21 protein-coding genes and 1 riboswitch are annotated in these 26,241 nt (G+C 61.5%); of the genes, 7 read left to right on the top strand and 14 right to left on the bottom strand.

What is annotated here, in order from left to right; genetic code table 11:
* Positions 1-44 precede the first annotated feature (44 nt).
* The 8 genes from parC to AC07YV_RS00750 all read right to left on the bottom strand — a co-directional run bounded on the left by parC (position 45) and on the right by AC07YV_RS00750 (position 8,585).
* Positions 45-2,312, bottom strand: coding sequence for a DNA topoisomerase IV subunit A (parC, locus tag AC07YV_RS00785; RefSeq protein WP_102698647.1), 2,268 nt, complete (start codon positions 2,310-2,312; stop codon positions 45-47).
* A 7-nt stretch (positions 2,313-2,319) separates the two neighbouring features.
* Positions 2,320-2,844 carry a retropepsin-like aspartic protease family protein gene (locus AC07YV_RS00780; protein WP_102698646.1) on the bottom strand — a complete coding sequence of 175 codons (525 nt, stop codon included), beginning with the start codon at positions 2,842-2,844 and terminating at the stop codon, positions 2,320-2,322.
* On the bottom strand, positions 2,841-3,830 hold the full coding sequence (locus tag AC07YV_RS00775; RefSeq protein WP_102698645.1) for an esterase-like activity of phytase family protein: 990 nt from the start codon (positions 3,828-3,830) through the stop codon (positions 2,841-2,843). Before AC07YV_RS00775 ends, AC07YV_RS00780 begins: the two co-directional genes overlap by 4 nt.
* A complete protein-coding gene (gene parE / locus AC07YV_RS00770) occupies positions 3,830-5,734 on the bottom strand; it encodes a DNA topoisomerase IV subunit B (RefSeq protein WP_007977465.1) in 1,905 nt (634 codons plus the stop codon). The genes AC07YV_RS00775 and parE overlap by 1 nt, the downstream gene beginning before the upstream one ends.
* A 50-nt stretch (positions 5,735-5,784) precedes the next feature.
* Complete coding sequence (locus AC07YV_RS00765; protein ID WP_015093211.1) at positions 5,785-6,393, bottom strand: YqiA/YcfP family alpha/beta fold hydrolase; 609 nt, start codon at positions 6,391-6,393, stop codon at positions 5,785-5,787.
* Between the two features lie 203 nt (positions 6,394-6,596).
* Positions 6,597-7,412 (bottom strand): 3',5'-cyclic-AMP phosphodiesterase, encoded by an 816-nt coding sequence (gene cpdA, locus AC07YV_RS00760; RefSeq protein WP_102698644.1) that lies wholly within the window; start codon positions 7,410-7,412, stop codon positions 6,597-6,599.
* A 112-nt stretch (positions 7,413-7,524) separates the two neighbouring features.
* Entirely contained in the window at positions 7,525-7,977 is a 453-nt protein-coding gene (locus AC07YV_RS00755) for a DUF1249 domain-containing protein (RefSeq protein WP_007977461.1), read from the bottom strand.
* Positions 7,968-8,585 (bottom strand): NUDIX domain-containing protein, encoded by a 618-nt coding sequence (locus AC07YV_RS00750; RefSeq protein ID WP_015093209.1) that lies wholly within the window; start codon positions 8,583-8,585, stop codon positions 7,968-7,970. The genes AC07YV_RS00755 and AC07YV_RS00750 overlap by 10 nt, the downstream gene beginning before the upstream one ends.
* Before the next feature lie 224 nt (positions 8,586-8,809).
* Between AC07YV_RS00750 and AC07YV_RS00745 the strand changes: the two genes are divergently transcribed.
* On the top strand, positions 8,810-9,556 hold the full coding sequence (locus AC07YV_RS00745) for an RsiV family protein (RefSeq protein ID WP_102698643.1): 747 nt from the start codon (positions 8,810-8,812) through the stop codon (positions 9,554-9,556).
* On the opposite strand, the gene cytX is transcribed toward AC07YV_RS00745, so the two are convergent.
* Positions 9,525-10,817 (bottom strand): putative hydroxymethylpyrimidine transporter CytX, encoded by a 1,293-nt coding sequence (gene cytX / locus AC07YV_RS00740; protein WP_007977456.1) that lies wholly within the window; start codon positions 10,815-10,817, stop codon positions 9,525-9,527. The two genes, AC07YV_RS00745 and cytX, sit on opposite strands and share 32 nt — an antisense overlap.
* 167 nt (positions 10,818-10,984) lie before the next feature.
* On the bottom strand, positions 10,985-12,874 hold the full coding sequence (gene thiC / locus AC07YV_RS00735; RefSeq protein WP_102698641.1) for a phosphomethylpyrimidine synthase ThiC: 1,890 nt from the start codon (positions 12,872-12,874) through the stop codon (positions 10,985-10,987).
* A 150-nt stretch (positions 12,875-13,024) separates the two neighbouring features.
* A riboswitch (TPP riboswitch) is annotated at positions 13,025-13,130 on the bottom strand.
* 205 nt (positions 13,131-13,335) lie between these two features.
* Between thiC and AC07YV_RS00730 the strand changes: the two genes are divergently transcribed.
* Positions 13,336-14,775, top strand: coding sequence for a TolC family outer membrane protein (locus AC07YV_RS00730; RefSeq protein WP_102698640.1), 1,440 nt, complete (start codon positions 13,336-13,338; stop codon positions 14,773-14,775).
* 98 nt (positions 14,776-14,873) lie between these two features.
* Here AC07YV_RS00730 and waaA read toward each other — a convergent pair whose 3' ends face one another.
* Both waaA and AC07YV_RS00720 read right to left on the bottom strand, forming a co-directional pair.
* Complete coding sequence (gene waaA, locus AC07YV_RS00725) at positions 14,874-16,151, bottom strand: lipid IV(A) 3-deoxy-D-manno-octulosonic acid transferase (RefSeq protein ID WP_102698639.1); 1,278 nt, start codon at positions 16,149-16,151, stop codon at positions 14,874-14,876.
* Between the two features lie 11 nt (positions 16,152-16,162).
* Positions 16,163-17,065 (bottom strand): LysR family transcriptional regulator, encoded by a 903-nt coding sequence (locus AC07YV_RS00720; RefSeq protein ID WP_173900784.1) that lies wholly within the window; start codon positions 17,063-17,065, stop codon positions 16,163-16,165.
* A gap of 103 nt (positions 17,066-17,168) precedes the next feature.
* Between AC07YV_RS00720 and AC07YV_RS00715 the strand changes: the two genes are divergently transcribed.
* From AC07YV_RS00715 to AC07YV_RS00700, 4 genes are all read left to right on the top strand, one after another.
* Complete coding sequence (locus AC07YV_RS00715) at positions 17,169-17,501, top strand: DMT family transporter (protein WP_007977444.1); 333 nt, start codon at positions 17,169-17,171, stop codon at positions 17,499-17,501.
* Positions 17,502-17,702: 201 nt separating this feature from the next.
* A complete protein-coding gene (locus AC07YV_RS00710) occupies positions 17,703-18,878 on the top strand; it encodes an NAD(P)/FAD-dependent oxidoreductase (protein WP_102698638.1) in 1,176 nt (391 codons plus the stop codon).
* Positions 18,875-19,687, top strand: coding sequence for an aldo/keto reductase (locus AC07YV_RS00705; protein WP_102698637.1), 813 nt, complete (start codon positions 18,875-18,877; stop codon positions 19,685-19,687). Before AC07YV_RS00710 ends, AC07YV_RS00705 begins: the two co-directional genes overlap by 4 nt.
* Positions 19,688-19,719: 32 nt before the next feature.
* Positions 19,720-20,688: a hypothetical protein gene (locus AC07YV_RS00700; RefSeq protein WP_007977441.1), complete on the top strand. Its 969-nt coding sequence runs from the start codon at positions 19,720-19,722 to the stop codon at positions 20,686-20,688.
* A gap of 109 nt (positions 20,689-20,797) precedes the next feature.
* Here the strand turns inward: AC07YV_RS00700 and hldE are convergent, their stop codons facing one another.
* Positions 20,798-22,219 (bottom strand): bifunctional D-glycero-beta-D-manno-heptose-7-phosphate kinase/D-glycero-beta-D-manno-heptose 1-phosphate adenylyltransferase HldE, encoded by a 1,422-nt coding sequence (gene hldE / locus AC07YV_RS00695; protein ID WP_102698686.1) that lies wholly within the window; start codon positions 22,217-22,219, stop codon positions 20,798-20,800.
* 176 nt (positions 22,220-22,395) lie between these two features.
* Positions 22,396-24,198, bottom strand: a complete 1,803-nt coding sequence (gene msbA, locus AC07YV_RS00690; protein WP_102698635.1) for a lipid A export permease/ATP-binding protein MsbA — start codon at positions 24,196-24,198, stop codon at positions 22,396-22,398.
* A gap of 156 nt (positions 24,199-24,354) precedes the next feature.
* Between msbA and AC07YV_RS00685 the strand changes: the two genes are divergently transcribed.
* Positions 24,355-26,217 carry a bifunctional O-antigen ligase/aminoglycoside phosphotransferase family protein gene (locus tag AC07YV_RS00685; protein WP_102698634.1) on the top strand — a complete coding sequence of 621 codons (1,863 nt, stop codon included), beginning with the start codon at positions 24,355-24,357 and terminating at the stop codon, positions 26,215-26,217.
* The last annotated feature ends 24 nt before the right edge of the window (positions 26,218-26,241 follow it).

Genomic DNA, 26,241 nt, shown 5'->3' with positions numbered 1-26,241 from the left:
CGCCGAACTACGGGTTAAATCGTAGTTCGGCGCCTCTGAGTCGCCTAATTCAGGTTTTCGACGAGCAGCGCATCTACCCTCTGGAAGCCACGCGGCAGCTTGTTGCCACGACGGCCACGCTCACCCTTGTAGTGCTCGAGGTCGTCCGCTTTCAGTGACAAGGTACGTTTCCCGGCCTGCAACACCAAGGTTGCACCGTCCGGCAATACGGCGATGTCCGTCACATACTCTTCGCGACTGGCCACTCGCTCACCGGGAATCCCGATGATCTTGTTGCCTTTGCCTTTACCTAATTGTGGCAGGTCGCTGATCTTGAAGATCAACAGGCGACCTTCGGTCGTCACCGATGCCAGCCAGTTCTGCTCACGATCGGCCACAGGGCGCGGCAGCATGACCTTGGCGTTGTTCGGCAGGCTCAACAGGGCCTTGCCCGCCTTGTTCTTGGCTTGCAGGTCCTCGCCCTTGACCACGAAACCGTAGCCGGCGTCGGAGGCGATCACGTACAACGCATCGTCTTCGGGCATGAGCACGCATTCGAAACTCGCTCCCGGTGGCGGTGTCAGGCGACCGGTCAGCGGTTCGCCCTGGCCACGGGCCGACGGCAAGGTGTGGGCGGCCACCGAGTAACTGCGGCCGGTGGAGTCGATAAACACGGCAAACTGGTTGGAGCGCCCGGCGGCCAACGCCTTGAAACCGTCCCCGGCCTTGTAGGAAAGCCCGGTGGCATCGATCTCGTGGCCTTTGGCGGAACGAATCCAGCCTTTTTCCGACAATACGACCGTCACTTTCTCGTTCGGCAGCAGATCGTGCTCGGTCAGGGCCTTGGCCTCGGCGCGCTCGACAATCGGCGAACGACGGTCGTCGCCGTAGGTTTCGGCGTCCTTGATCAGCTCGGTGCGTACCAGTTTCTTCAACTTGGCTTCGCTGCTCAGCAGGGCTTGCAGCTTGGCTTGTTCCTTGAGCAGTTCATCCTGCTCGGCACGCAGTTTCATTTCTTCCAGTCGCGCCAACTGACGCAAACGGGTATCGAGGATGTAGTCGGCCTGGATCTCGCTCAGGGCGAAGCGTTCGATCAGTTTGGCCCGTGGATGCTCCTCGGTACGGATGATGTGGATCACTTCATCCAGATTGAGGTAGGCAATCAGCAAACCGTCCAACAGGTGCAGGCGACGCTCGACCTTGTCGAGGCGGAATTGCAGGCGACGACGCACGGTCTGCACCCGGAACTCCAGCCATTCGACCAGCAACGCGCGCAGGTTTTTCAGCTGCGGCTTGCCGTCCAGGCCGATGATGTTGATGTTGACCCGGTAGCTCGACTCCAGTTCGGTGCTGGCGAACAGGTGTTGCATCAAGGCATCGTGGTCGAAGTTCTTGCGCGCCCCCGGAATGATCACGATCCGGCACGGGTTTTCGTGGTCGGACTCGTCGCGCAGGTCGGCGATTTGCGGCGCCTTGGACGGCTTGGCCTGCATCATCGCGGCGATCTGTTCCAGCACCTTGGCGCCCGAGACCTGATGCGGCAACGCGGTGACGATGATGTCGCCGTCTTCGATGTGATACACGGCGCGCATGCGCACCGAGCCGCGACCGGTTTCGTAGATTTTCAGCAGGTCGGCGCGCGGGGTGATGATTTCCGCTTCGGTCGGGTAATCCGGGCCCTGGATGTGCTCACAGAGCTGTTCGACCGTGGCCTTGGGCTCATCGAGCAAACGCACGCACGCCGTGGCGACTTCGCGCAGGTTGTGCGGCGGCACGTCGGTGGCCATGCCCACGGCGATGCCGGTGGTACCGTTGAGCAGGATGTTCGGCAAACGGGCCGGCAGGACCAGCGGCTCGTCCAGCGTGCCGTCGAAGTTCGGACCCCAGTCCGCCGTGCCTTGGCCCAGCTCGCTGAGCAGCACTTCGGAATAACGCGACAGCCGCGCTTCGGTGTAACGCATGGCGGCGAAGGACTTGGGATCATCCGGCGCACCCCAGTTACCCTGACCGTCGACCAGCGTGTAGCGATAGCTGAACGGCTGGGCCATCAGGACCATGGCTTCGTAGCAGGCCGAGTCCCCGTGGGGGTGAAACTTACCGAGCACGTCACCGACGGTACGCGCCGACTTCTTGTGCTTGGAATCGGCGTCCAGCCCCAGCTCGCTCATGGCGTAGACGATACGCCGCTGTACCGGTTTCAGACCGTCGCCGATATGCGGCAAGGCACGGTCCATGATCACGTACATGGAGTAGTTGAGGTAGGCATTTTCGGTGAAGTCAGCCAGTGACCGGCGTTCTACACCGTCCAGGCTGAGATCAAGGGAGTCGCTCATGCGGGCCTCATCGGTTCGTTGTCTGGCGCAGCAGCATGGTGCCACCGCGCTGGGTAAATTCAAGTTTGTTCAGTGCGCTCATGCCGAGCAACACCTGATCGCCATGCAGCCCCGGGGCCACCAGTGCGCGTACATCCCGCAGCACGATGTCGCCCAGTTGCAGCCGTTCAATACGGGTGCGATAGCCCTGGCTCAGGCCATTGGCCGTGCTCAGGGTCACGCCGAATCCTTCTTCGAGCTTCAAACGCTTGGCCAGGTCCGCCGGAATCGACACATCGGTCGCCCCGGTGTCGAGCATGAAGTCCACCGGCTGGCCGTTGATCTGGCCGCTGGCAACGAAATGCCCCTGCGCATTGCTGACCAGTTTCACCTCGATGAAACCTTCGCCCTGCTCCGAGCTGACCACCACGTTCGGATTTTGCTGCCGCGCTTCCCACTGGCCGAAAAACCGCGTGGCCAGAAACAGCGCTGCGCACCAAGCCAGCACCATGAACACCCGGCCGATGCGCTGCCCCGGCGTTTGCTGCTTCACAGTCTGGCACTCCAGCCACCGTCCGGCGCCGCGAAGCGCCAGACCACCGGACGCACTTCACCATCGGCGCGCGCACCGAAGTTGTTGTCGACACCGATCCAGGCACCCTCGGCGTCCACGATCAACGCTTCTTCCAACCCGTAGTCCTGTGGATAACGACGGTTTTCCTGCAACAACTCGGCGGCGTACGACCAGCAGCGCTCGACCCTGGCCGTCTGCGGATCCCGGCGACAAATCTGATAGGCGTTGCGTTCAAGGGTGAACAGCTTGCCGTTGAACAGCGACAGGTCAGAGAAATCCCGCGAGACAGCTCTGGCGTGGGGAAACTGCTCGGGTTGCATTTCCATGCCCGCCTCGCTCAGCAGCACGCAGCCACCGTCGCAATCCCACAACGTCTGCTTGCGTTTGATCATCAGCAACCCGCGGCCTTTACGCTCGGCGGCGAGCCACAGCTGATCGCCCGCCGGATTGACCGCCAGCCCTTCGAACAGTGCATTGAATTGCAACAGCAAACCTCTGGCCCGCGCCTCGCGAACCATCATCGGCGAAATTTTCAGCCAGGTAGCAGGCCCCGTTGGCGGCACTTGCAAGACAGCGGCATGGCCTTCGCTGACGATGTAGCGATTGCCGGCGCTGTCGCAGCTAATGCCTTCGAAGTCCAGATCGCCGCCACGCACGAACGAAGCCCCCCAGACGCGAGACTTCAGCCCCCAGGGCAAACCGCTGTCAGGCACCGGCGGTACATCAATGTGCACCGTTTGTGCCTGCCACACGGATTCGCGGGTATCGAGGCGGTAGATCTGATCATCGTCGCGGTCGGAAACTGCCCACAGGTCATTGCCGCACTGCGCCAGCCCGGACAGGTTGCCACCGCGCATGCCGTCGACGACATGCCCGGACAACACGCGCAGTTGTGGCGCCGGCTCGGCAGATACCGTAATCGACGTCAGCAGCAACGCACAGGCCAGGGCAAAGCCCAGACGCATCAGCCCAGCACCTCGGCCAGGTTGCCCTTGGACTCCAGCCAGGTCTTGCGGTCACCGGCGCGTTTCTTCGCCAGCAGCATGTCCATCATTTCCGAGGTCGCCTCGAAATCTTCCAGGGTCAACTGCACCAGACGCCGAGTGTTCGGGTCCATGGTGGTTTCACGTAGCTGCGGCGGGTTCATTTCACCCAGCCCCTTGAATCGGGTGACCTGTGGTTTGCCGCGTTTCTTCTCGGCAACCAGACGATCGAGGATGCCGTCGCGTTCGGCTTCATCCAGGGCGTAGTAGATTTCCTTGCCCAGGTCGATGCGGTACAGCGGCGGCATGGCCACGTAGACGTGACCGGCATCCACCAGCGGGCGGAAGTGCTGGACGAACAAAGCACACAGCAAGGTCGCGATGTGCAGGCCATCGGAGTCGGCGTCGGCGAGGATGCAGATCTTGCCGTAGCGCAGCTGGCTCATGTCGGCAGCGCCCGGATCGACACCGATCGCCACGGCGATGTTGTGCACTTCCTGGCTGGCCAGCACTTCGCTGCCGTCGACTTCCCAGGTGTTGAGGATCTTGCCGCGCAACGGCAGGATCGCCTGGAATTCTTTGTCCCGCGCCTGCTTGGCCGAGCCGCCGGCGGAATCACCTTCCACCAGGAACAGCTCGGAACGCATCGGGTCCTGCCCGGCACAGTCGGCCAGCTTGCCCGGCAGCGCCGGGCCCTGGGTAATGCGTTTGCGCTCGACCTTCTTGCTGGCCTTGAGGCGACGGCCGGCGTTGTTGATCGCCAGTTCCGCCAGCAGCATGCCGGTTTCCGGGTGAGCGTTGAGCCACAGGCTGAACGCATCCTTGACTACACCGGAAACAAACGCCGCCGCTTCACGGGACGACAGGCGCTCCTTGGTCTGGCCGGAGAATTGCGGCTCCTGCATCTTCATCGACAGTACGAAGGCAATACGTTCCCAGACGTCTTCCGGCGCCAGCTTCACGCCGCGCGGCAACAGGCTGCGGAATTCGCAGAACTCGCGCATGGCGTCGAGCAGGCCTTGGCGCAAGCCGTTGACGTGGGTACCGCCCTGGGCGGTCGGGATCAGGTTGACGTAGCTTTCCTGTACCGCGTCGCCACCTTCGGGCAGCCACAGCAGCGCCCAATCCACCGCTTCCTTATTACCGGCCAGGCTGCCGCAGAACGGCTCGTCCGGCAGGCGCTCGAATTCGCTGACCGCGTCCACCAGGTAGGAACGCAGGCCGTCTTCGTAATGCCATTCGACTTTTTCGCCGGTGGCTTTGTCTTCAAAACTGACCAGCAGCCCCGGGCACAACACGGCCTTGGCCTTGAGCACGTGCTTGAGGCGGCTGATGGAAAACTTGGGAGAGTCGAAGTATTTCGGATCCGGTGCGAAGAACACACTGGTGCCGGTGTTGCGTTTGCCGACAGTGCCGACGATCTCCAGCTCGGTGGCCTTGTAGCCATCCTTGAAGGTCATCTGGTACTCGTTGCCGTCACGCTTGACCCGCACCCGCACTTCGGTGGACAAGGCGTTGACCACGGAAATACCCACCCCGTGCAAACCGCCGGAGAACTGGTAGTTCTTGTTGGAAAACTTGCCCCCGGCATGAAGCTTGGTGAGGATCAACTCGACGCCCGAAACACCTTCCTCGGGGTGAATGTCCACCGGCATGCCACGGCCGTCATCGCTGACTTCCAGGGAATGGTCGGCATGCAGGATCACCTGTACCGATGAGGCATGCCCGGCCAGGGCTTCGTCGACACTGTTGTCGATGACTTCCTGGGCAAGGTGGTTCGGCCGACTGGTGTCGGTGTACATGCCGGGGCGTTTGCGCACCGGGTCGAGGCCCGAGAGGACTTCGATGGCGTCGGCGTTATAAGAGCTAGCGCTGGGAGTGGCCATAGGGTCTCGTCGTCAGTGTTCGGTGAAAAAAGAATTCAAGGGGCTATCGCTCACAATGCGGTGAAATCGATTGCCTGATACAAATCGGCGCCGATGCCGGCAAAACTCAACATGGCCGGCAGTCGCGTGGCAAAACCCTGGAAACTGTGGTCGCCGCCGGCCTGGATACGCAAGGCGCATGCCCGGTAATACTGCTGGGCGAGACGATAGTCCAACGTTTCGTCAGCTGTCTGCAACCATACCTGATAACGCTGCGGATCCCGGGGTGCCGGCACTTCCAGCTCGGCCAGGGCCGTCACGTGGTCGTGGGTCAATTCCCAGGCCTCTTCGGTATACAGGTTTTTCTGCGTCCCCAGATAGCCGTCGAACATCCGGTGCGGGCTGACGGCAGGGTTGATCAACAGGGCTTTCAAGCCATGGCGCTCGGCCAGGTGAGTGGCATAGTAGCCGCCGAGGGAGCTGCCGACCAGCAGTGGCCGCCCCAGTTCGGCAATCGCCTGCTCCAGCTGCTCGATAGCCTGGCGCGGGTGGTGGTGCAATGCCGGAACGCGCAACTGTTCGCTCAGGCCCAGACGTTCCATCACCTCGACCAACTGGCAGGCCTTCTTCGACAACGGCGAGCTGTTGAAGCCGTGGATATAAAGGATCGAACCGGACATTTGAGTTCCCTGTGCGTCGGCTAAAGAGGCGGAGTTTACAGGGACTCTGGGGAATCGGGGATATCCGCGAAATTCGAGGTGTCTTTGAAGACGTCATCGCGAGCAAGCTCGCTCCCACAGGGGATTTGTGAATGACGCAGATCCAATGTGGGAGCGGGCTTGCTCGCGAAGGCCGCGCCCCGGTTTTCCAGAAAAATGAAAAATCAGTAGCCGCTGGAACCGTAATCCACAGTGAAATCGAACCCGGTAACCCGCTCTACCCCGGTTTCCAGCCCCCCATCGGGCAGCAGTCGCAACCAGCGATAACCCGGCGCCTGTTCCCCGACCTTGAAATCCTCGCTGCCCGGCTCGAACTGGATGCAGGTCGAGGGCGAGGCGATCAATCGCACACCATTGCGCCTCTGATCGATTTCCTGGTGCACATGCCCCCACAACACCGCGCGCACCTGTTCGAAACGGTCCAGCACGGCGAACAGCGCCTCGGGATTGCGTAAGCCAATCGGTTCCATCCAGGCACAACCGATGGACACCGGGTGATGGTGGAAGCACACCAGATGATGGCGTTCCGGCGCTTCGCTCAACGAGCGGGCGAGCAACTGCAGCTGTTCATCCTGCAAATATCCCGGCACCGAGCCCGGCACCGCCGAATCGAGCATCGTGACCCGCCAGTTGCCGATATCCACCACAGGTTCGAGCAAAGCGCTCTGCACCGCCGCCTCGGCCATGATCTGCGGCTCATCGTGATTGCCGGGAATCCAGCGCGCCGGCGCACCGAGTTGGCGCGTCATCTCGCGAAATTGCCGGTAGGACGCAAGCGTCCCGTCCTGGGACAGATCACCCGTGGCCAGGATCAAATCGATCTGCGGCTGTTGCGCGCGCACCAGCTCGATGACCTTTTGCAGGCTGTCGTGGGTGTTCATGCCCAGCAGCGTACCGTCCGTTTCGGCAAACAGATGACTGTCGGAGAGTTGCACCAGCAACGCCGGATCGGCGGTGGTCAATGTGGATACGCTCGGCAAGGCGTTCTCCCAGGGCGTGATCACGGGGATGGGTAAGTGCCGCAATTATGCTGGGGGACGATCGAAAGGGGAAATCCGTGAACCTGACGCAGTTCACAACTGCGCTTCACGGTTAACGTACGACTTCGTACTCATGCCCCAGCGCCAGGCAATGGCTCAGCCATTCGCCCAGAAACATGTTCAGCTGGGCCTTTTCGTCCGGCTGGTGCATCGAGGCGTTCGGGTAAGGATAGATGCCGCGAAAGCGTCGTGCATGTTCGGCGCTGACCACTTCGGCCATGCGCGCGTCGTGATAGACCTGCACTTCCAGTTGCGGCACCGGCAGCCACGGCAGGCTGTGCTCCTGCCTTACTTGCAGGGTCGTGGTGTAAGGACAGGTCAGCAATACCTCCAGGGCCAGCACGCCGAGCATCTGGTCGCCATGGGTCACGGCGATGCGCCGCGCGGCAGGCTCGCTGCGCATGTCCGGCAGCAGTCGCATCAGGCGCGCGTAGTTCGCCTCGCAGGACGCTTGCAGCCCCACCAGATCTACCCGATAGCGATCGCGCAGCTTGTTTACGACCATAACCCCCTCACTTCAACGCGGTTCAAAGCCAGCCATTGCAAGGCAATGATGCTCGCCGCGTTGGCAATACGCCCGTCGCGCACGGCTTGCAGGGCATCTTCGAAAGCCCAGACCGTGACGCGGATGTCTTCTGCCTCTTCCTCCAGCCCATGCAGGCCGCCAACCCCGGTAGTGTCACAACGCCCCAGGTACAAATGCACGAATTCGTTACTGCCGCCCGGCGATGGAAAATATTTGAGCATCGGCCAGAGCGCCCCGATTTCCAGCCCAGCTTCCTCCTGCGCTTCGCGGTGAGCAACTGCTTCCGGCACTTCATCCTTGTCGATCAGACCAGCGACCAGTTCGATCAGCCACGGGTTGTCGGTCTTGCCCATGGCGCCGACGCGAAACTGCTCGATCAGCACCACTTCATCGCGCTGCGGATCGTAAGGCAACATGCAGACCGCGTCATGGCGAACGAACACTTCACGATTGATCTCACGGCTCATGCCGCCGGCGAACAATTCGTGGCGCAAGTGCACGCGTTCGAGTTTGTAGAAACCCTCGTAGCATTTTTCGCGCCGCACGATATCAACGGCGGTCGGAATGGCGTTGGCAAAATCCGTCATGACAATCCTCGTTACTGCGAATCCTGAACGAGGCTCCTTTCTTCCTGGGCCTCGACTTCGCGCCATCCTAACGCGCCCGTGATGTTTGATGCAGCCCCTTTCCCGTCAGCGGGATGGACGGTGAAGGCGAAACCCTCTCTAATTAGCTTAGTGGCGAACTGATTGCTTTGTTGAGAGTCGAAGCCGGTAACTTTTTGCCTTCCCCTGTTTCAGAAAGGACGCCCATGTCGCTTTTCAAAATCGCCTCCGTGGCCGCCATCGCCTTGACCCTGGGCGCTTGCGCGAGCCTGTTCCAGCCCAACTACCGGACGCCGCTGGAAACCACCCGCGATGCCTCCGAGCAACTCAAGCCCGGTTGCAGCAACCCGGATTGCCCGCTGGTCAACATCGACACCCTGCGCTTTCCGGACGAGCCTGCACTGGACGGCATCATCGAAAAGCGCCTGCTGCAGATGACCCGCACCTCGCCCGACGCGCCAGTGGCCCCGACCCTGGCAGCCTATCGCGAAGAGTTTTTGCGCACCGCCGGCCCGCGCAACAGCAGCTATCTGCAAGCGAAGGTACGTGAGCAGCATGACGGCTTGGTGATCATCGAATTGTCCAGCTACCTGGACACCGGCGGAGCCCATGGCACGCCGGGACGGGGTTTCATCAACTACTCGCGCCAGCAGCATAAAGTGCTGACGTTGTCCGACATGTTGGTGCCGGGGCAGGAAGACGCGTTCTGGAAAGCCGCGCAAGTGGCGCACAACAGCTGGCTGATCAGCACCAAGCTCGATCAGGAACCGGAGTTCGTGAAGAGCTGGCCGTTCCAGAAAACCCAGAACGTGGCGCTGACCTACGGCGGGGTGATCCTCAAGTACGAAACCAGCACCATTGCGCCTTACGCGCTGGGCCATGTCGAACTGAAGATCCCCTACCCTCGCCTGAACGGCATCATCAAGCCCGAGCTGTTTCCCGGCCGTAACTGAAGGCCCGGCCCAGCACCAGCTGCAGCAACCCTGCCAGGACCAGCGCCGGCAGGGTTGCACCCACGTCCGGATACAGGTTGGCGAGCAGATGGTAAGTGCTGATCCCACCCAGCCAGGCCAGCAGCGCCGGCCAGCGCAAAGCGGCTGAAGCCACCTGGCCGCTGCGCTTGCGCAGGATGAAGTGGTCCACCAGCACCACGCCGAACAACGGCGCAAATACCGAACCGATCAGCAGCAGGAAGTTCTGGTACTGGGCCAATGGCGCCAGCAGGGCAATCAGCGTACAGATAACGCCGATGGCCAAGGCGAGATGCTCGACTTTGGCACGCAACAGAATCCCGCTGGACACCGCCGCCGAGTGAATATCGGCAAAGGCGTTTTCCGACTCATCCAGAAGAATCAGCAGCAGCGGAATCCCCAGGCCGGCCCCGGCCAGCGCCAGCAGCAAGGCATTGACTTCACCGCTCGGCGCGAACGCCAGGGTGTAGGCCACGCCCAGGCTCATCAGCCAGAAGTTACCGATGAAGAATCCGATGGCGGTGCCACCGAAGACGTTTTTCGCCCGTTTGCCGAACCGCGAGTAGTCGGCGATCAGCGGCAGCCAGGAGAGCGGCATGGCAATGGCGATGTCGAAACCCACGGCAAACGGCATCGAACCATCACCGGCCTGGGCCCACAACGCAGCCAGGTCAGCCTTGGCGAACAGGTTCCAGGTCAGCCAGATGCACGCGGCCAGCAGCAGCCAGATGCCCCACTTGCGCAGGATCTGCCGGACGAAAGTCAGCGGGCCGCTGACCGCCAACAGGGTCGCCAGGGCGCCGAAGAACAGGGTCCAAAGCAGCGGATTCGACAGCAGGCTGCCTTCGCTGAAGGCCTTCGCGCCCAACAGACTGGCGGCATCGCGCATGACAATGATTTCGAACGAGCCCCAGCCGATCAGCTGCAGCAGGTTCAGCACCGCCGGCAGGCTCGCGCCCTTGGCACCGAGGCTGAGTTTGAGCGCGGCCATCGACGACAGGCCGGTGTCACTGCCAATCACCCCGACCGCCGCCAGCAGCAGAACGCCGACCAGGGTGCCGAGGAAAATCGCCAGCAACGAACCGGACAGGCCCAGGCCCGGCGCGAGCAATGCACCAGTCTGCAACACCATCAGGCCGATGCCGAGGGAGAACCACAGGGAAAACAGATCGCGACCGCCGAACACACGTTTGTCGGTCGGCACCGCGATGTCGGGTGAATAAGTGCTGGGTTGTATGCTCAAGGGTGTTATCTCAGAGGGACACATTTTGTTTTTGGGAGTTTCGGTGTCTGAACTGGCGCTTTCGCGAGCAAGCCCGCTCCCACATTGGTCCTGCGTACACAGGTCAAATGTGGGAGCGGGCTTGCTCGCGAAGACGGCACCAAAGGCACCGTCAATCCCAGGTCAGATCAAACCTTCTTGTATAACTGGCTGCCTTCCTTCTTGAAGCGCTCGGCCTGTTCGGCCATGCCTTGGGCGACGTCCACGTCGACCGCATCGATCCGTTGGTTGGCCGCATACTCGCGGACTTCCTGGGTGATTTTCATCGAACAGAACTTCGGCCCGCACATCGAGCAGAAGTGCGCGACCTTGGCCGAATCCTTCGGCAGGGTTTCATCGTGATACGAACGCGCGGTGTCCGGATCGAGGCCCAGGTTGAACTGGTCTTCCCAGCGGAACTCGAAACGCGCCTTGCTCAAGGCATTGTCGCGGATCTGTGCGCCTGGGTGCCCCTTCGCCAGATCGGCGGCGTGCGCGGCGATCTTGTAGGTGATGATCCCGGTCTTCACGTCATCCTTGTTCGGCAGCCCCAGGTGCTCCTTCGGCGTCACGTAGCAGAGCATGGCGCAACCGAACCAGCCGATCATTGCCGCACCGATGCCCGAGGTGATGTGGTCGTAGCCCGGCGCGATGTCGGTGGTCAGCGGGCCGAGGGTGTAGAACGGCGCCTCGTCGCAGCACTCCAGCTGCTTGTCCATGTTCTCCTTGATCAACTGCATCGGCACGTGGCCCGGGCCTTCGATCATGCACTGCACGTCGTGTTTCCAGGCGATCTTGGTCAGCTCGCCGAGGGTTTCCAGTTCACCGAACTGCGCTTCGTCGTTGGCGTCGGCAATCGAGCCCGGACGCAGGCCGTCGCCCAGCGAGAAGCTGACGTCGTAGGCCTTCATGATTTCGCAGATTTCGTCGAAATGGGTGTAGAGGAAGTTCTCTTTGTGGTGCGCCAGGCACCACTTGGCCATGATCGAGCCGCCACGGGACACGATGCCGGTCACGCGCTTGGCGGTCATCGGTACGTAGCGCAGCAACACGCCGGCGTGGATGGTGAAGTAGTCGACGCCCTGCTCGGCCTGTTCGATCAGCGTGTCGCGGAACAGCTCCCAGGTCAGGTCTTCGGCCACACCGTTGACCTTCTCCAGCGCCTGGTAGATCGGCACCGTACCGATCGGCACCGGCGAGTTGCGGATGATCCACTCACGGGTTTCGTGGATGTGCTTGCCGGTGGACAGGTCCATGACCGTGTCCGAACCCCAGCGAATGCCCCAGGTCAGTTTCGCCACTTCTTCTTCGATGGACGAACCCAGGGCGCTGTTGCCGATGTTGCCGTTGATCTTCACCAGGAAGTTACGGCCGATGATCATCGGTTCCAGTTCGGTGTGGTTGATGTTGGCCGGGATGATCGCGCGGCCGCGGGCGATTTCCTCGCGGACGAATTCAGGGGTGATTTCTTTCGGGATGCTCGCGCCGAAACTGTGGCCGGCGTGCTGTTGCTTCAACAGGCCGGCGGCGCGGGCCTCTTGCAGCTTCATGTTTTCGCGGATGGCGACGTATTCCATCTCGGCGGTGATGATGCCTTTGCGCGCGTAGTGCATCTGGCTGACGTTGGCCCCGGCCTTGGCGCGACGCGGGTTGTTCACGTGGGCAAAGCGCAGTTTGGTCAGCTCTGGATCGGCAAGGCGCTCCTGCCCGAAGTTCGAGCTCAGGCCACTCAGGCGTTCGGTGTCACCACGGTCGTCGATCCACGCCGAACGCACGTCACCCAGGCCTTTACGCACGTCAATCACCACGTTGGGATCGGTGTAAGGGCCCGAGGTATCGTAGACAGTCACCGGGGCGTTGATTTCGCCGCCGAAGTCAGTCGGCGTCACGTCCAGGGTGATTTCGCGCATCGGCACGCGGATGTCCGGGCGAGAGCCCTGGACGTAGACTTTTTGCGAACGGGTAAAGGGTTGAACCGACTGCTCATCGACCTTGGCCGACTCACTGAGGTTGATCGCGTTTTTTGCTTTTATGGTCATCACGGGCTCTCCAGACAGCATCCAGGCAGTGGATTGTCGGAGCAGAACCTGAAAGGCACGGACGCACCAGGACTGGTGCTGTGCGTCGTCACACGGGGAGCGCTCGATTGTCGAACAATTTCCCGGACGAAGCACAAGAGGACTCGCCGGGTGACGAGAAATCTTGTTCCCTACGCAGGCGCTAACCTGATCAGGTTCAACGGGATCCGAAATTATTCGATCTCAGCCTCATAGCAAGGCACCCCGACAAGAACCCGGCCAGTCTAGACACAACTGGCAGAGAACGCCAACCCCCCGGCAAATACCATGATGAATGGCGTAATAACACGCAGTATCAGGATTGTTGCCACCCCGATGCGCAACTACACTCGCTACGCTGAGCCGCGCATTGACGCTGTCGAAGCAGAGCCTTAGCCTTGGCGCTCAAATTACCTCTGTAATATCAATTCTAGGGATCGTCTATGCTGCGCAAACTCTCACTGGCCCTTGCCGTGTCTTGTGCGTCCAACGGATTGGCCTGGGCAGCAGATGCGCCCTTATCGAACAAGACGGACCTTGTCAGCGTTTATCAGGAAGCCGTCAACAACAACGCCGATCTGGCGGCGGCCATCGCCCAATACGGCGCGCAGAAGGAAGTCGTCCCCCAGGCCCGCGCCGGACTGCTGCCGAACCTCTCCGGTGGCGCGAATGTTTCCGAGGTGCGTACCTCGCTCGATCAACCCTCGGGCACGTCCAACCGCGATGCTCATTCCTACCAGGCCACTTTGGCGCAGCCGCTGTTCCGGGCCGACCGCTGGTTCCAGTTCCAGGCCGCCAAGGAAGTCAACGAACAGGCCGCCCTGCAACTCTCGGCGACCGAGCAGAACCTGATCCTGCAAACCGCCGACAGCTATTTCAACGTGCTGCGCACCCAGGACAACCTGGCCTCGACCAAGGCCGAAGAAGCGGCGTTCAAACGCCAGCTCGATCAATCCAACGAGCGTTTCGATGTCGGCCTCTCGGACAAGACCGACGTATTGAACTCACAGGCCAGCTACGACACCGCACGCGCCAACCGCATCGTTGCGCAGCGCCAGGTGGACGACGCCTTTGAAGCATTGATCACCCTGACCAACCGTCAGTACAACTCGATCTGGGGCATCAGCCATAACCTGCCGATCCTGCCGCCAGTACCGAACGACGCCAAGGCCTGGGTCGAAACCGCGGGCAGGCAGAACCTCAATCTGTTGGCCAGCAACTATGCCGTCAGCGCCGCCGAGCAAACCCTCAAGCAACGCAAGTCCGGGCACTTGCCAACGGTTGACGCGATCGCCAAGTACGAGAAAGGCGACAACGATGCACTGGGCTTCAGCAACCCGAACAACCTGCCCCAGGCGTACGGTGGCGACGTCGATCAAACCACCGTCGGCCTGCAACTGAACATCCCGATCTACAGTGGTGGCCTGATCAACTCCCAGGTGCGCCAGTCGTATGCACAACTGGACCAGACCGAGCAGCAACGCGAAGCCCTGCGCCGCAGCATCGTGGAAAACACCCGCGACCTGCACCGCGCGGTGAACACCGATGTCGAGCAGGTACAGGCGCGCAAGCAATCGATCATCTCCAACCAGAGCGCGGTGGAAGCGACTGAAATCGGCTATCAGGTGGGGACGCGAAACATCGTCGACGTGCTGGATGCGCAGCGCTCGCTCTACAACTCGGTGCGCGACTACAACAACACCCGCTACGACTACATCCTCGACAACCTGCGCCTGAAGCAACAGGCCGGCACGTTGAATCCTGGAGACCTGCAAAACCTCGCACGCTGGCTCAATCCCAACTACAACCCGGACAAGGATTTCCTGCCACCGGATCTGGCCAAGGCGGCAGAGGAGCAGTTGAAGGCGCGACCGGAGCAATAAAGCAAAAGATCGCAGCCTGCGGCAGCTCCTACAGGATGAACATCAATCCGTGTAGGAGCTGCCGCAGGCTGCGATCTTTTTCTGCCAGACGACGCGGTCTACCGCTCGATCAACCGCCCCAACCCGTCCAGCAAGCGCTGCAACGCCCCCTGGTTGGCGCGCATCACCTTCAACCCGGCCTCTGCCATGCGCTGTGCATCACGGGGCAGTTCGAACAGCCGCTGCACCGCCACCGCCAACCCTTCGGCATCCTCCACTTCCTGCAACGCCCCGGCACTGCGCAATTGCGCAGCGATTTCGAGGAAGTTGAAAAGATGCGGCCCGCTCAGCACCGGTTTGGCCAGGGCCGCCGGCTCCAGCAGGTTATGCCCGCCGTTCGGCACCAGGCTGCCGCCGACGAAAGCACTGTCAGCCAGGGCGTAGAGAAACAGCAACTCACCCATTGTGTCGCCCAGCAACACTGAAGTATCGGCACTGACCGCGTCGCCACTGGAGCGCCGGACGGTGGCAAACCCTTGTTGCTGGCACAGTCCGTACACCGAATTGAAGCGTTCCGGATGACGCGGTACCAGAATCAGCAACGCATCGGGGTGACTGGCCAGCAACTGACGATGAGCCGCCAGCACGACCTCGTCTTCGCCGTCATGGGTACTGGCCGCGATCCACACCGGTCGCTCCAGCGCCTGCCATTGCCCGCGCAACTGGCTGGCGCGCTCGAGCAGTTGCGGGTCGATGGTCAGGTCGAACTTGATCGAACCGGTGACCTCGACGGTTTCCGTCCGCGCGCCCAGATCACGGAAGCGCTGGGCTTCGGCCTCGGTCTGCACCGCGAACAGGCTCATCTCGGCCAGCATCGGCTGGGTCAGCTTGCGGAACCGGCCGTAGCCCTTGGCCGAACGCTCGGACAGTCGCGCATTGGCCAGCGCTACGGGAATCCCGCGTTTGGCACATTGATGGATATGGTTGGGCCACAGCTCGGTTTCCATGATCACCGCCAGTTTCGGCCGGACCCGATCGAGGAAGCGCCGGGCGGCGCACGGCAAATCGTAAGGCAGATAACAGTGCTGGATGCGCGGCTCATTGGCAAACAGGGCCAGGATGCGTTCCGAACCGGTCGGCGTCATGCAGGTCACGGTGATCGGCAGATTCGGGTAACGCGCCAGCAAGGCGCGGATCATCGGCGCGGCAGCAATGCTTTCGCCCACCGACACGGCATGCACCCAGATGCCGCCCGGTTTCATCGCCGGCATCCCGTAGGAGAAGCGCTCGCCGATGCGCCTGGCATACGCCGGCGCCTTGCGCGCGCGCAGCCAAAGCCGAATCGCTACCAGTGGCAGCCCCAGATAAAACAGCGCGGTGTAGAGAGTTCTATTCATGGCGGCGGAGTTTATCGGCTTTTTTCGCCAATCGTCTGCAAGTGCACGGCAAAACGTTCGGCGAGCCAGCGCGCGGCCGGACCGAGGGGCTCGTCCCGGCGCCATACCAGCTCCACCACCAGGGCCGGCGGGGTCCATTCGCTGACCAGTTCGACCATCTGGTTCTGATAAGTCGGGTATTGCACCACGTGGCGCGGCAACCACGCCCAGCCAAGGCCGCGCACCAGCCACTCGGCCATTACATAGAAACTGTCGGCGCGCCAGACTTGCGGGCTGGCGGGATCACTGCCGGGATAAATGCTCGACTCCGTGGACATCAGCAACTGCCGATGCTGCGCCAACTGCTGGCCGTCCACCGTGCCTTTGCCCGCCAACGGATGGTCCTTGCCGCACACCGTGACCATTTCCACGCTGCCCAGCACACGACGCTCCAGCGCCTCGGGAATCTGATCGTGAAAGAACAGCAACCCCAGGTCGGCGCGCCGCTCCACCAGCTTGCGCGCGACATCGCCCTGGGCGGCACTGGTCAGTTGCACTTCAAGGCTGGGGAATTTTTCCGCCAGGGCCTCGAAGCTTTCGATGATCGGCTGATAAGGCATCGCTTCATCCTGCGCCACGCGCAGTCGTGCCTCCTGGCCGCGCATCATCGCCAATGCCCGGCCATTGAGTCGTTCACACTGACGCAACACTTCCCGTGCTTCGTCCAGCAAAGCGGTACCGGCTTCAGTGAGCTTCGGCTGACGGCCGCTGCTGCGGTCGAACAGGCTGATGCCCAGGTCATCCTCCAGCAACGCTATCGCACTGCTGACCGCCGACTGCGCCTTGCGCTGATCCCGCGCCACGGCAGAAAACGAACGCTGCTCCGCTACGCTGACAAACAACCGCAGTTGCTCCAGATTCCACTGCATGCTCATGGCTCAACCCATCTCTTGAACAGATAGGTAATGACTTTACCGCATCTGGCAAATCACTAGAATGCCGACCTCAGAGAGCAACACTTCACACGAGGATTGACCCATGACCGCTTACTACTACCTGGCCATTGCCATCTGCGCCGAAGTGATTGCCACTGTTTCGATGAAAGCCGTCAAAGGTCTCAGCACCCCGCTGCCACTGGTGCTGGTCATCCTCGGCTACGGCATTGCCTTCTGGATGCTGACCCTGGTGGTGCGCAGCGTTCCCGTGGGTGTGGCGTATGCCGTGTGGGCCGGCATGGGGATCGTGATGGTCAGCGTCGCGGCGCTGTTTATCTACGGGCAGAAGCTGGATGTGCCGGCGATGCTGGGGATGGCGTTGATTGTGCTGGGGGTTGTGGTCATCCAGCTCTTCTCCAAGACTGCTGGGCATTAGAACTCGAAACGCGACCCCCTGTGGGAGCGAGCTTGCTCGCGATGACGGCATGGAATTCAACATCAATGTTGACTGACCCACCGTTATCGCGAGCAAGCTCGCTCCCACAGGGTTACTCGTTGGCTCGAGAGTACTGGCGTCAGCCCCTCCAATCTTCGAGTCTGTATACTGCGCCCTCGTCTTGAACACAGAGGTCGCTGCATGCCATCCGTTATTTCCACCGACGTTCTGATTGTCGGCGCTGGTGTCGCCGGCCTCTGGCTGAACGCGCGCCTGCGCCGCCAGGGTTTTTCGACCGTGCTGGTGGAAAGCGCCAGCCTCGGCGGCGGGCAGACCGTGAAGTCCCAGGGCATTATCCACGGTGGTGCCAAGTACGCATTGCACGGTGCCCTGACCGGCGCTTCGGAAGCCATCGCCGATATGCCGCGCCGCTGGCGTGAAGCCCTGGCCGGTGACGGCGAGCTGGACCTGTCTGGTGTGCGCCTGCTCTCCGAAGCCCATTACCTGTGGTCCCCTGGCACCCTCGCCGGCAACCTGACCAGTTTCTTCGCCAGCAAGGCCGTGCGCGGTCGCGTCGATCAGGTCAAGGGCGACCAGTTGCCGCCCGCGCTGCAGGACAAGCGCTTCAAGGGCAAGGTCTATCGCCTGGCGGAACTGGTGATCGATGTGCCGAGCCTGATCCAGCGCCTCGCCGACCTCGCCGGTGACGGCTTGCTCGCCGGGCAGAAGATCGAACCGCTGCTGGAGGGTGGCAAGCTGGTCGGCCTGATCGTCGATGAGCGCGAGATCCGCGCCCAGCGCATCGTCTTGAGCGCCGGTGCGGGCACGGCGCAACTGCTCGAAGCATTGGGCCTCAGCGAGCCGGCGATGCAGCGTCGACCGCTGCACATGATCATCGCCAAGGGGCCGAGCCTCAAACCGCTGTACGCCCATTGCCTGGGCGGCGGCACCAAACCGCGAATTACCGTCACCACCCACCCGGCCGCCGACGGTCAATGGGTCTGGTACATGGGTGGCGACATCGCCGAAAGCGAAGGCGTGCTCCGTGAGCCTGCGGAGCAAATCGCCACCGCCCAGAAAGAACTCGGCCAGTTGCTGCCGTGGATCGACTTGAGCACGGTGCAGTGGGCCACCCTGCGTGTGGATCGTGCCGAACCCCTGCAATCGGGCCTGACCCGCCCCGACAATGCGTTTCTCGCAGAAGAAGGCCGGCTGCTGGTGGGCTGGCCAACCAAACTCGCCCTGGCGCCGGACTTCGCTGACCGCGTGATCGCCAGCCTGACCCGCGACGGTATCCAGCCAGGCCACCCGGCAGCGCTGCCTGAACTGCCGAAGCCACCGATGGGCGTACCGGCCTGGGAGCAACTGTTGCCATGAGCCAACCGACCCTGCATGACTTGCATCGCCCCCTGGGCAGCAGCGGCCTGCTGGTTTCACCCCTGGGCCTGGGCACGGTGAAACTGGGCCGCGACCAGGGCGTGAAATACCCCAGCGGCTTCCGGATTCCCGATGACGATGAAGCGCGCATGCTGCTCAAGCTCGCCCGCGACCTGGGCATCAACCTGATCGACACGGCCCCGGCCTATGGCCGCAGCGAAGAACGCCTCGGCCCGCTGCTGCGCGGTCAGCGTCAGGATTGGGTGATTGTCAGCAAGGTGGGTGAAGAATTTGCCAACGGCCAGTCCCGTCATGATTTCAGCGCGGCACACACGCGCATGTCGGTAGAGCGCAGCCTGCAACGTCTGGAAACGGACTTCATCGACCTGGTGCTGGTGCACTCCGATGGCAACGACCTGGCGATCCTCAATGACTGCGAAGTCTACGAAACCCTCGCCGAACTCAAGGCCGAAGGCAAGATTGGCGGCTTCGGGTTTTCCGGCAAGACCGTCGAAGGCGGATTGAAGGCGCTGGAGCAAGGCGACTGCGCGATGGTCACCTACAATCTGAACGAACAAAACGAGAAGGCCGTCATTGACTATGCTGCTGCACACGGCAAAGCCATTCTGGTCAAGAAAGCCCTCGCCAGCGGTCACGTATGCCTGAGTCCGGGCGTGGACCCGGTGCGCGCCAGTTTCGAGTTGCTGTTTGAACATCCGGGTGTTGCCAGTGCTATTGTCGGGACCATCAATCCGCTACACCTCGCCCACAATGTCGCGACCGTTGCCCAGGTCCTACGTAGCCACTGACGCCGCTCACGCGGCCTTAAGCAGGAGCCGACATGTCGCGCACGCTCATCAGAAAGAACCCGAGCAACTTCAAGACCCTGCCGTTATTCGTCGAAGCGACTCCTGAAGGCCTGAGCTACCAGAGCGTCGGCAGGCCGCTGAATTTCTCCCAGACCCTGCAACGTCGTCGACCGGTCACGGTCGGCGACAGCGAACGCTTTGCCCTGGAACTGGCCAATCTCGGGGTCTCGGTGCGCCTGACCCTGCATTGGCAGAATCGCGACTACTGGGTGCTGGTGCGTCAGCGTCGGCAGGACCGTGGCGACGTGGTGCTCAAGCTGATCTCCGGTTACGTGCCGGCCCACGAACTGAACCTCCCCCTGCACACGGCGATCCAGGAGATTGCCGAAGAATGCCTGCTGGAAACCCCGGAGGGCTGGCTCGGTGGCCGGTTCAATGACACCTGGCTGCCGGCACCCTACTCGGCCGCCCTGCATTACCGCGAAGCCCTGCCGTTTCGCTTGTCGCCACTGTCCGGCTCGGCGCGGCCGGTGCGTTGCGCCAACCTGACGTTGATGGAGCGTCCGCGGGCTTACGTGCATTTGCCGACGGCGTCGCTGCAACTGATTTACGACCTGCGCCTGGACGTTCCCAAGGAAGCCAAGTCCCTGAGCCTGTTCCATGTCGATGAAAGGCTCGAAGGCGATCAACTCGTCGCCCGTCTCGACCGCAAGCGCCCCGATCTGTACTTGATGCCCTTGCAGGACGGCCACCCGATGGCTGAGCTCTACACCCTGAAAAAGGATCAACTGCACCCGGCCAGCACCCGCGGCCTGTACCTGGCCGAAAGCTTTGCCCGACAGGAAGGCTGGCTGGTGCGCGATGAACGAATCCGCTGGAAGGACTGGGTGAGGCAGCAGGGGTTGACCCCGCCGGGGAAGGATTCGGGTTTGGCGCGGTTGCGCGGGAAGGCCAAGCTGCTGCTGAAGAAAATCGTGCCGCGCAAGAAGGTCAGCTCTTAAAAGCAAAAAATCGCAGCCCCTGCACTCCATGTAGGAGCTGCCGCAGGCTGCGATCTTTTGATTTTACGATTCACGGGCTACCGGAAAAGATCGCAGGCTACGCCAGCTCCTACGACTTGCGGATCTTCTCGACAATCGCCGTGGTCGAGCTGTTTTCCACCAGCCCCAGCACTTTCACGGTACCGCCGTAGGCCGTCACGATGTCCGCGCCAACCACCTGATCGATTCCGTAGTCGCCACCCTTGACCAGCACGTCCGGCTTGATCGCGCTCAGCAGGTTTTCCGGAGTGCCTTCCGGGAAACTGATGACCCAGTCCACCGCGCCCAACCCGGCCAGCACCGCCATGCGCCGGTCGACACTGTTGATCGGACGGCCCGGCCCTTTCAGGCGGCTGACCGATGCATCGTCGTTGATCGCGACGATCAGGCGATCGCCCTGGGCCCGCGCCTGTTCCAGATAGGTCACGTGGCCGGCATGCAGGATGTCGAAGCAACCGTTGGTGAACACGATCCGCTCGTTATGCGCGCGGGCATCATCGACCGCCAGCAACAGTTGCTCAAGACCCAACACACCGCGCTCGGAACCCTCCGCGCGCTGGATTGCACGACGCAGTTCCGGCGCACTGATGGCCGCCGTACCGAGCTTGCCGACCACGATACCGGCCGCCAGGTTGGCCAGGGCCACTGCGTGAGGCAGTTCTTCGCCAGCGGCAATCGCTGCTGCCAGGGTGGAAATCACGGTATCGCCGGCACCGGTCACGTCGAACACTTCGCGGGCACGGGCTGGCAAGTGCAGCGCCGGATGATCCGGACGCAGCAAGGTCATGCCGTGCTCGCCACGGGTCACCAGCAAGGCACCGAGGTCCAGGTCGTGCATCAGTTGCGCGCCCTTGTTGACCAGATCGTGTTCATCGGCACAACCACCGACGATGGTTTCGAATTCGTTGAGGTTCGGCGTGATCAGGCTTGCGCCACGGTAGATCGAAAAATCCTTGCCCTTTGGATCGGCCAGCACCGGAATACCGCGGGCCCGGGCGGCCTGGATCAGCGCCTGATGATTTTTCAGTGCGCCTTTGCCGTAGTCGGACAACACCAGCACCTTGATGCCTTCGAGCAGCTCGTCGACCTGCGCGGCCAATGCCAGCGCGTCGGTGGCGAAGGGTTCTTCGAAATCGATACGCAGCAGTTGCTGGTGACGACTCATGACCCGCAGCTTGACGATGGTCGGCTGGTGCGCAATGCGCTGGAAGATGGCGCGCACGCCAGCACCCTTGAGGCTGTTGACCAGGCTATTGGCGGCTTCATCGTCGCCGGTTACACCGACCAGCGAGGCCGGAGCCCCCAGGGCGGCAATGTTCAAGGCAACGTTGGCAGCGCCACCCGGACGGTCCTCGATGTGATCGACCTTGACCACCGGCACCGGCGCCTCAGGGGAAATCCGTGAGGTACCACCATGCCAGTAACGGTCGAGCATGACATCGCCGACCACCAAGACAGGGGCTTGATCGAATCGCGGCATGGACAACTTCATGGTGCAACCCACATACAGAATGAACAGGGGCGCGATATTAACACAGGGTTGGCATCGGCTTGTGCGGTGGCTGCAACGGGATGATTTGCCGGGTGTTTTTGCTCATTTTTTGAGCAAAAGAACCGCCAGGCGACGGCACCGGCACGAAAGGGCGAGCCAGGCTCGCCCTTTCGTGGTCAGGCGATGTCTTCGGCCGGGGCGTCGAGACCCATCGCGTTGAGGCGCGAGTAGTAGCCGTTTTGCGCCAGCAGTTGCTCGTGGGTGCCGCGCTCGACGATTTTCCCCTGATCCATGACCAGGATCAGGTCGGCCTTCTCGATGGTCGACAAGCGATGAGCGATCACCAGCGTGGTGCGCCCCTTCATGACCTGATCCAGGGCGGCCTGGATATGCCGCTCGGACTCGGTATCGAGTGCCGAAGTCGCCTCGTCGAGAATCAGCAGCGGGGCATTCTTCAACAGCGCCCGGGCAATCGCCAGGCGCTGACGCTGGCCACCGGAGAGCAACACGCCGTTTTCCCCGACCTGGGTGTCCAGGCCCTCGGGCAATTGAGCAATGAAGTCCATCGCGTAGGCATCTCTCGCCGCTTTTTCGATGTCTTCACGAGGTGCGCCGGCCAAGTCGCCATAGGCGATGTTATTGGCCACCGTGTCGCTGAACAGGGTCACGTGCTGAGTCACCTGGGCGATATGCCGCCGCAGGTTCAACAGCTTGTACTGTTCCACTTCGACGCCATCGATGAGGATTTCGCCCTTGTCGTGGTGATAGAAACGCGGAATCAGGTTGGCCAGGGTCGACTTGCCGCTGCCCGAACGCCCCACCAGCGCCACCATTTGCCCGGGCTCGACCGAGAAACTGATGTCATTGAGCACCTGGCGCTCGGTGTCAGGGTAGGTGAAGCTGAGGTTGCGCACGTCCAGGCGGCCGCTGACGACATCACGCTCGACGGTACCGGTATCGACTTCAGGCTCGACATCCAGTTGCTCGAAGATACTTTCAGCACCGGCCACACCTTTCTGGATGGTCGAGCTGACTTCGGACAGCTGGCGAATCGGCTTGGGCAGCAGGCCGGCCAGGGTGATGTAGGCCACCATGTCGCCGGCAGACGCATCGCCACGCAGGAACAGCACCAGGAACATCAGCACGGCCATGGCGGTGTAGATCACCAGTTGCAGCAGCGGCGTATAGATGGCGCCGGTGCGGGTCATGCGCAATTGCTTGTCGGTATTGCCCTGGCTGGCGTCGAAGAAGCGTTTCTCTTCGTACTTTTCACCGCCGAAGCTGCGCACCACACGATAGCCCTGGATCGTTTCGGACGCCACGTGCGTCACGTCCCCCATGGCCAGCTGGATTTTCTTGCTTTGCTTGCGGAATTTCTTGCTGGCCGTGCGCACCATGATGGCAATCAGCGGCAGGATGGCGACCATCACCAGCGTCAGGCGCCAGTTCATGAACAACAGCGAGGCAAACAGGAAGACCACCGTCATGCCTTCACGAATTACGACCTTGATCGCATCTGTTGCCGCCCCCGTGACCATGGTCACGTTGAAGGTGATACGTGAAATCAGGTGCCCCGAGTTATGCTTGTCGAAATACCGGTTCGGCAACACCAGCAGGTTGTTGAACAGCTGGACCCGCAAGTCATGGACCAGGCCCAGGGAAACCTTGGCCAGGAAGTAGTTGCCCAGGTACGACCCCAGCCCCTGCCACGCAGCGATCAGGATGATCAGCAACGGCACCGCCTGCAGCAGTTGCAGGTCGCGCAGGTAGGGCACGCTTGGAAACAGCGCCGCTTCAGGATTGGATAGACCGTCGACGAAGTACTTGAGGATGTAGCCCAGCATTGGCTGCGTCGAAGCGAAAATCAGAAAGCCGACGATGCTGATCAGGAACAGGCTGATATACGGCCGGACATAGCCGAGCAGGCGGAAGTAGATTTTCAAGCTCGATGGGCTTGCGGAGAGACTGGAGTCGGTCATATCACGCGAATGTCGATGAAAAGGACGCTGACTTTAGCACAGCTTCCCCAGGGTTCTGGCAATCGCATACAGTCTGTGTATTGTGGCGCGTCAAATAGCCACCCGCTGTCCCTGCCTTGGTACGGTCGCGCTCATTTCAGGAATAAGTTACTCAGCATGCATTTAAACGCTTTGAACAGCACGTCCAATAGAATCTTCGATTTCATTTGTTTGTGGATCCTTCCACTCGGTTATTTATTGCTGCTTTGCGCACTGTTTTTCCTGCCGGGGCGCAGTGAGCATCACAAGCTCTACTATGGCCTGTTCAGCATTCCGGCACTGATTGCACTGTGCCTGCGGCCACGGCTCGCCAAGGAGCTGCTGCACGAACCGATCGTCGTTGCAGTCCTGCTGTTTGTGGCGTGGGCATTGCTCAGCCTGAACTGGGGGCCGGGCGACGAAATCGACTTTGGTCAGATCAAACCGTCACTGCATACCCTGATGCTGTTCGTTGGCTGCTACCTGCTGGTGCGCTATCGCAGCGAAATCATTCAACCCCTGCTGTTCTGCGCCGCGACGGTGGCGTTGATCAGCTCGGCTTACAACCTGTACAGGTTCGGCCTGATCTACCAGCCGGAAATGCGCCTGATCGGTGTCGGCGCGTTCGACAATCCACTGCTCAGCTCCCACGTCTTCGGCTTTTTCTGTACCTACTGGCTAAGCCTGAGCATGACCTGCAAGCGCCCCCGGATACTTTGGTTGAGCTTGCCAGCGATGGCGATCATGTTCGCCACCGTGCTGGCCACCGGTTCCAGGACACCACTGGTTGCGCTGACGATCGCCGCGCTGTGGCTGTGTTTCATCTGCTGGAATCGACGCTCGGTCCTCCTGCTTGCCTCCATTTTCATCGCCGGAACGGCGACTTTCGCGCTATTTGCGGACAAAATCATCGCAAGAGGCAGCTCCTTCCGCATCGAGCTCTGGCAATTGACCCTGGGCAGGATCGCTGACCATCCGTGGATCGGACATGGCTACAACGCCAAGTTGACCCTGGACCCGGGCGTCGGCTACACCCTGCAAGAACCCCATAGCTTTGCCTTGGGCGTGCTCTATTACGTCGGCATTATCGGCCTGCTGCCATGGCTGTTCTTCCTCGCATGGGGCCTCATCAGTAGCCAGCGCCATCGCGTGCAACCGCTGTTCATCATTGCCTCGGCCTGGCTGGCCTTCGGTATCGGCGCGGGCCTGACTGAAGGTGGCGGGATTATTTCGCGCCCCAAGGAGCACTGGTTCCTGCTGTGGATCCCCCTGGCGCTGGTTGCCGCCTTGAGCATCAATCAACGGGCCAGACGCCTTCTGGCCACGCCGATCAAGGCCGCGACGCCAAGCGCTCTGCAGCAGCTGATTGCCGATGCCCGGATCATCGAAGAAGACGGTTTGGGGCCCAAAGTCCTGCGCCTGACCGACGGCAGCTTTCTCAAGCTGTTCCGCCGTCGCCGCTGGTATACCTCGGGCAGTTTCACGCCCTATTCCGATCGTTTTGCCGTCAACAGTGTGCAACTGCGCGGCATAGGCATCCCGACCCCGCAAATCCTCGATCTCTACCGATTCGAAGACGGCAGCACCGGGGTGCACTACTCACCGTTGCCGGGCAACACGCTGCGCCAGATCCTGCAAGGCATCACCGCGCCGGCGGTGCGCCAGGCACTGGTGGAGCGCTTCGGCAAGTTCATGGCTCAACTGCATCACAAAGGGATCTACTTCCGCTCCCTGCACCTGGGCAATGTGCTGGTGCTGGAGGACGGCGAGTTCGGCCTGATCGACCTGGCCGACCTGCGAATCTACCCATCATCACTGAGCCCTTCCCTGCGCCGGCGTAATCTGCGCCATATGCAGCGCTACGCAGAAGATCGGCGCTGGCTGTTCGAGGACCACTTCGAAGCGCTGCTGCAGGGATACGCCGCGGTGGCCTCGAAAGCCGACGTGGATAATTTGCACAGGCAAGTGCTGGCCGGGAGCCCTTCGGCCCAAGCTCACTGATGACGTAAACCAGCCCGCTGATCG

This window comes from Pseudomonas sp. GW456-E7 (genome assembly GCF_059424105.1).
The sequence above is the reverse complement of the archived record's forward strand: the minus strand, read 5'-3'. Positions and strand labels throughout refer to the sequence as shown.

What these genes read in the sequence shown, in the direction of transcription:
- parC (WP_102698647.1), bottom strand. Translation starts at nt 2,312, where the DNA reads ATGAGCGACTCCCTTGATCTCAGCCTGGACGGTGTAGAACGCCGGTCA.
- AC07YV_RS00775 (WP_102698645.1), bottom strand. Translation starts at nt 3,830, where the DNA reads ATGCGTCTGGGCTTTGCCCTGGCCTGTGCGTTGCTGCTGACGTCGATT.
- parE (WP_007977465.1), bottom strand. Translation starts at nt 5,734, where the DNA reads ATGGCCACTCCCAGCGCTAGCTCTTATAACGCCGACGCCATCGAAGTC.
- AC07YV_RS00765 (WP_015093211.1), bottom strand. Translation starts at nt 6,393, where the DNA reads ATGTCCGGTTCGATCCTTTATATCCACGGCTTCAACAGCTCGCCGTTG.
- AC07YV_RS00755 (WP_007977461.1), bottom strand. Translation starts at nt 7,977, where the DNA reads ATGGTCGTAAACAAGCTGCGCGATCGCTATCGGGTAGATCTGGTGGGG.
- AC07YV_RS00750 (WP_015093209.1), bottom strand. Translation starts at nt 8,585, where the DNA reads ATGACGGATTTTGCCAACGCCATTCCGACCGCCGTTGATATCGTGCGG.
- AC07YV_RS00745 (WP_102698643.1), top strand. Translation starts at nt 8,810, where the DNA reads ATGTCGCTTTTCAAAATCGCCTCCGTGGCCGCCATCGCCTTGACCCTG.
- thiC (WP_102698641.1), bottom strand. Translation starts at nt 12,874, where the DNA reads ATGACCATAAAAGCAAAAAACGCGATCAACCTCAGTGAGTCGGCCAAG.
- AC07YV_RS00730 (WP_102698640.1), top strand. Translation starts at nt 13,336, where the DNA reads ATGCTGCGCAAACTCTCACTGGCCCTTGCCGTGTCTTGTGCGTCCAAC.
- waaA (WP_102698639.1), bottom strand. Translation starts at nt 16,151, where the DNA reads ATGAATAGAACTCTCTACACCGCGCTGTTTTATCTGGGGCTGCCACTG.
- AC07YV_RS00720 (WP_173900784.1), bottom strand. Translation starts at nt 17,065, where the DNA reads ATGAGCATGCAGTGGAATCTGGAGCAACTGCGGTTGTTTGTCAGCGTA.
- AC07YV_RS00715 (WP_007977444.1), top strand. Translation starts at nt 17,169, where the DNA reads ATGACCGCTTACTACTACCTGGCCATTGCCATCTGCGCCGAAGTGATT.
- AC07YV_RS00710 (WP_102698638.1), top strand. Translation starts at nt 17,703, where the DNA reads ATGCCATCCGTTATTTCCACCGACGTTCTGATTGTCGGCGCTGGTGTC.
- AC07YV_RS00705 (WP_102698637.1), top strand. Translation starts at nt 18,875, where the DNA reads ATGAGCCAACCGACCCTGCATGACTTGCATCGCCCCCTGGGCAGCAGC.
- AC07YV_RS00700 (WP_007977441.1), top strand. Translation starts at nt 19,720, where the DNA reads ATGTCGCGCACGCTCATCAGAAAGAACCCGAGCAACTTCAAGACCCTG.
- hldE (WP_102698686.1), bottom strand. Translation starts at nt 22,219, where the DNA reads ATGAAGTTGTCCATGCCGCGATTCGATCAAGCCCCTGTCTTGGTGGTC.
- msbA (WP_102698635.1), bottom strand. Translation starts at nt 24,198, where the DNA reads ATGACCGACTCCAGTCTCTCCGCAAGCCCATCGAGCTTGAAAATCTAC.
- AC07YV_RS00685 (WP_102698634.1), top strand. Translation starts at nt 24,355, where the DNA reads ATGCATTTAAACGCTTTGAACAGCACGTCCAATAGAATCTTCGATTTC.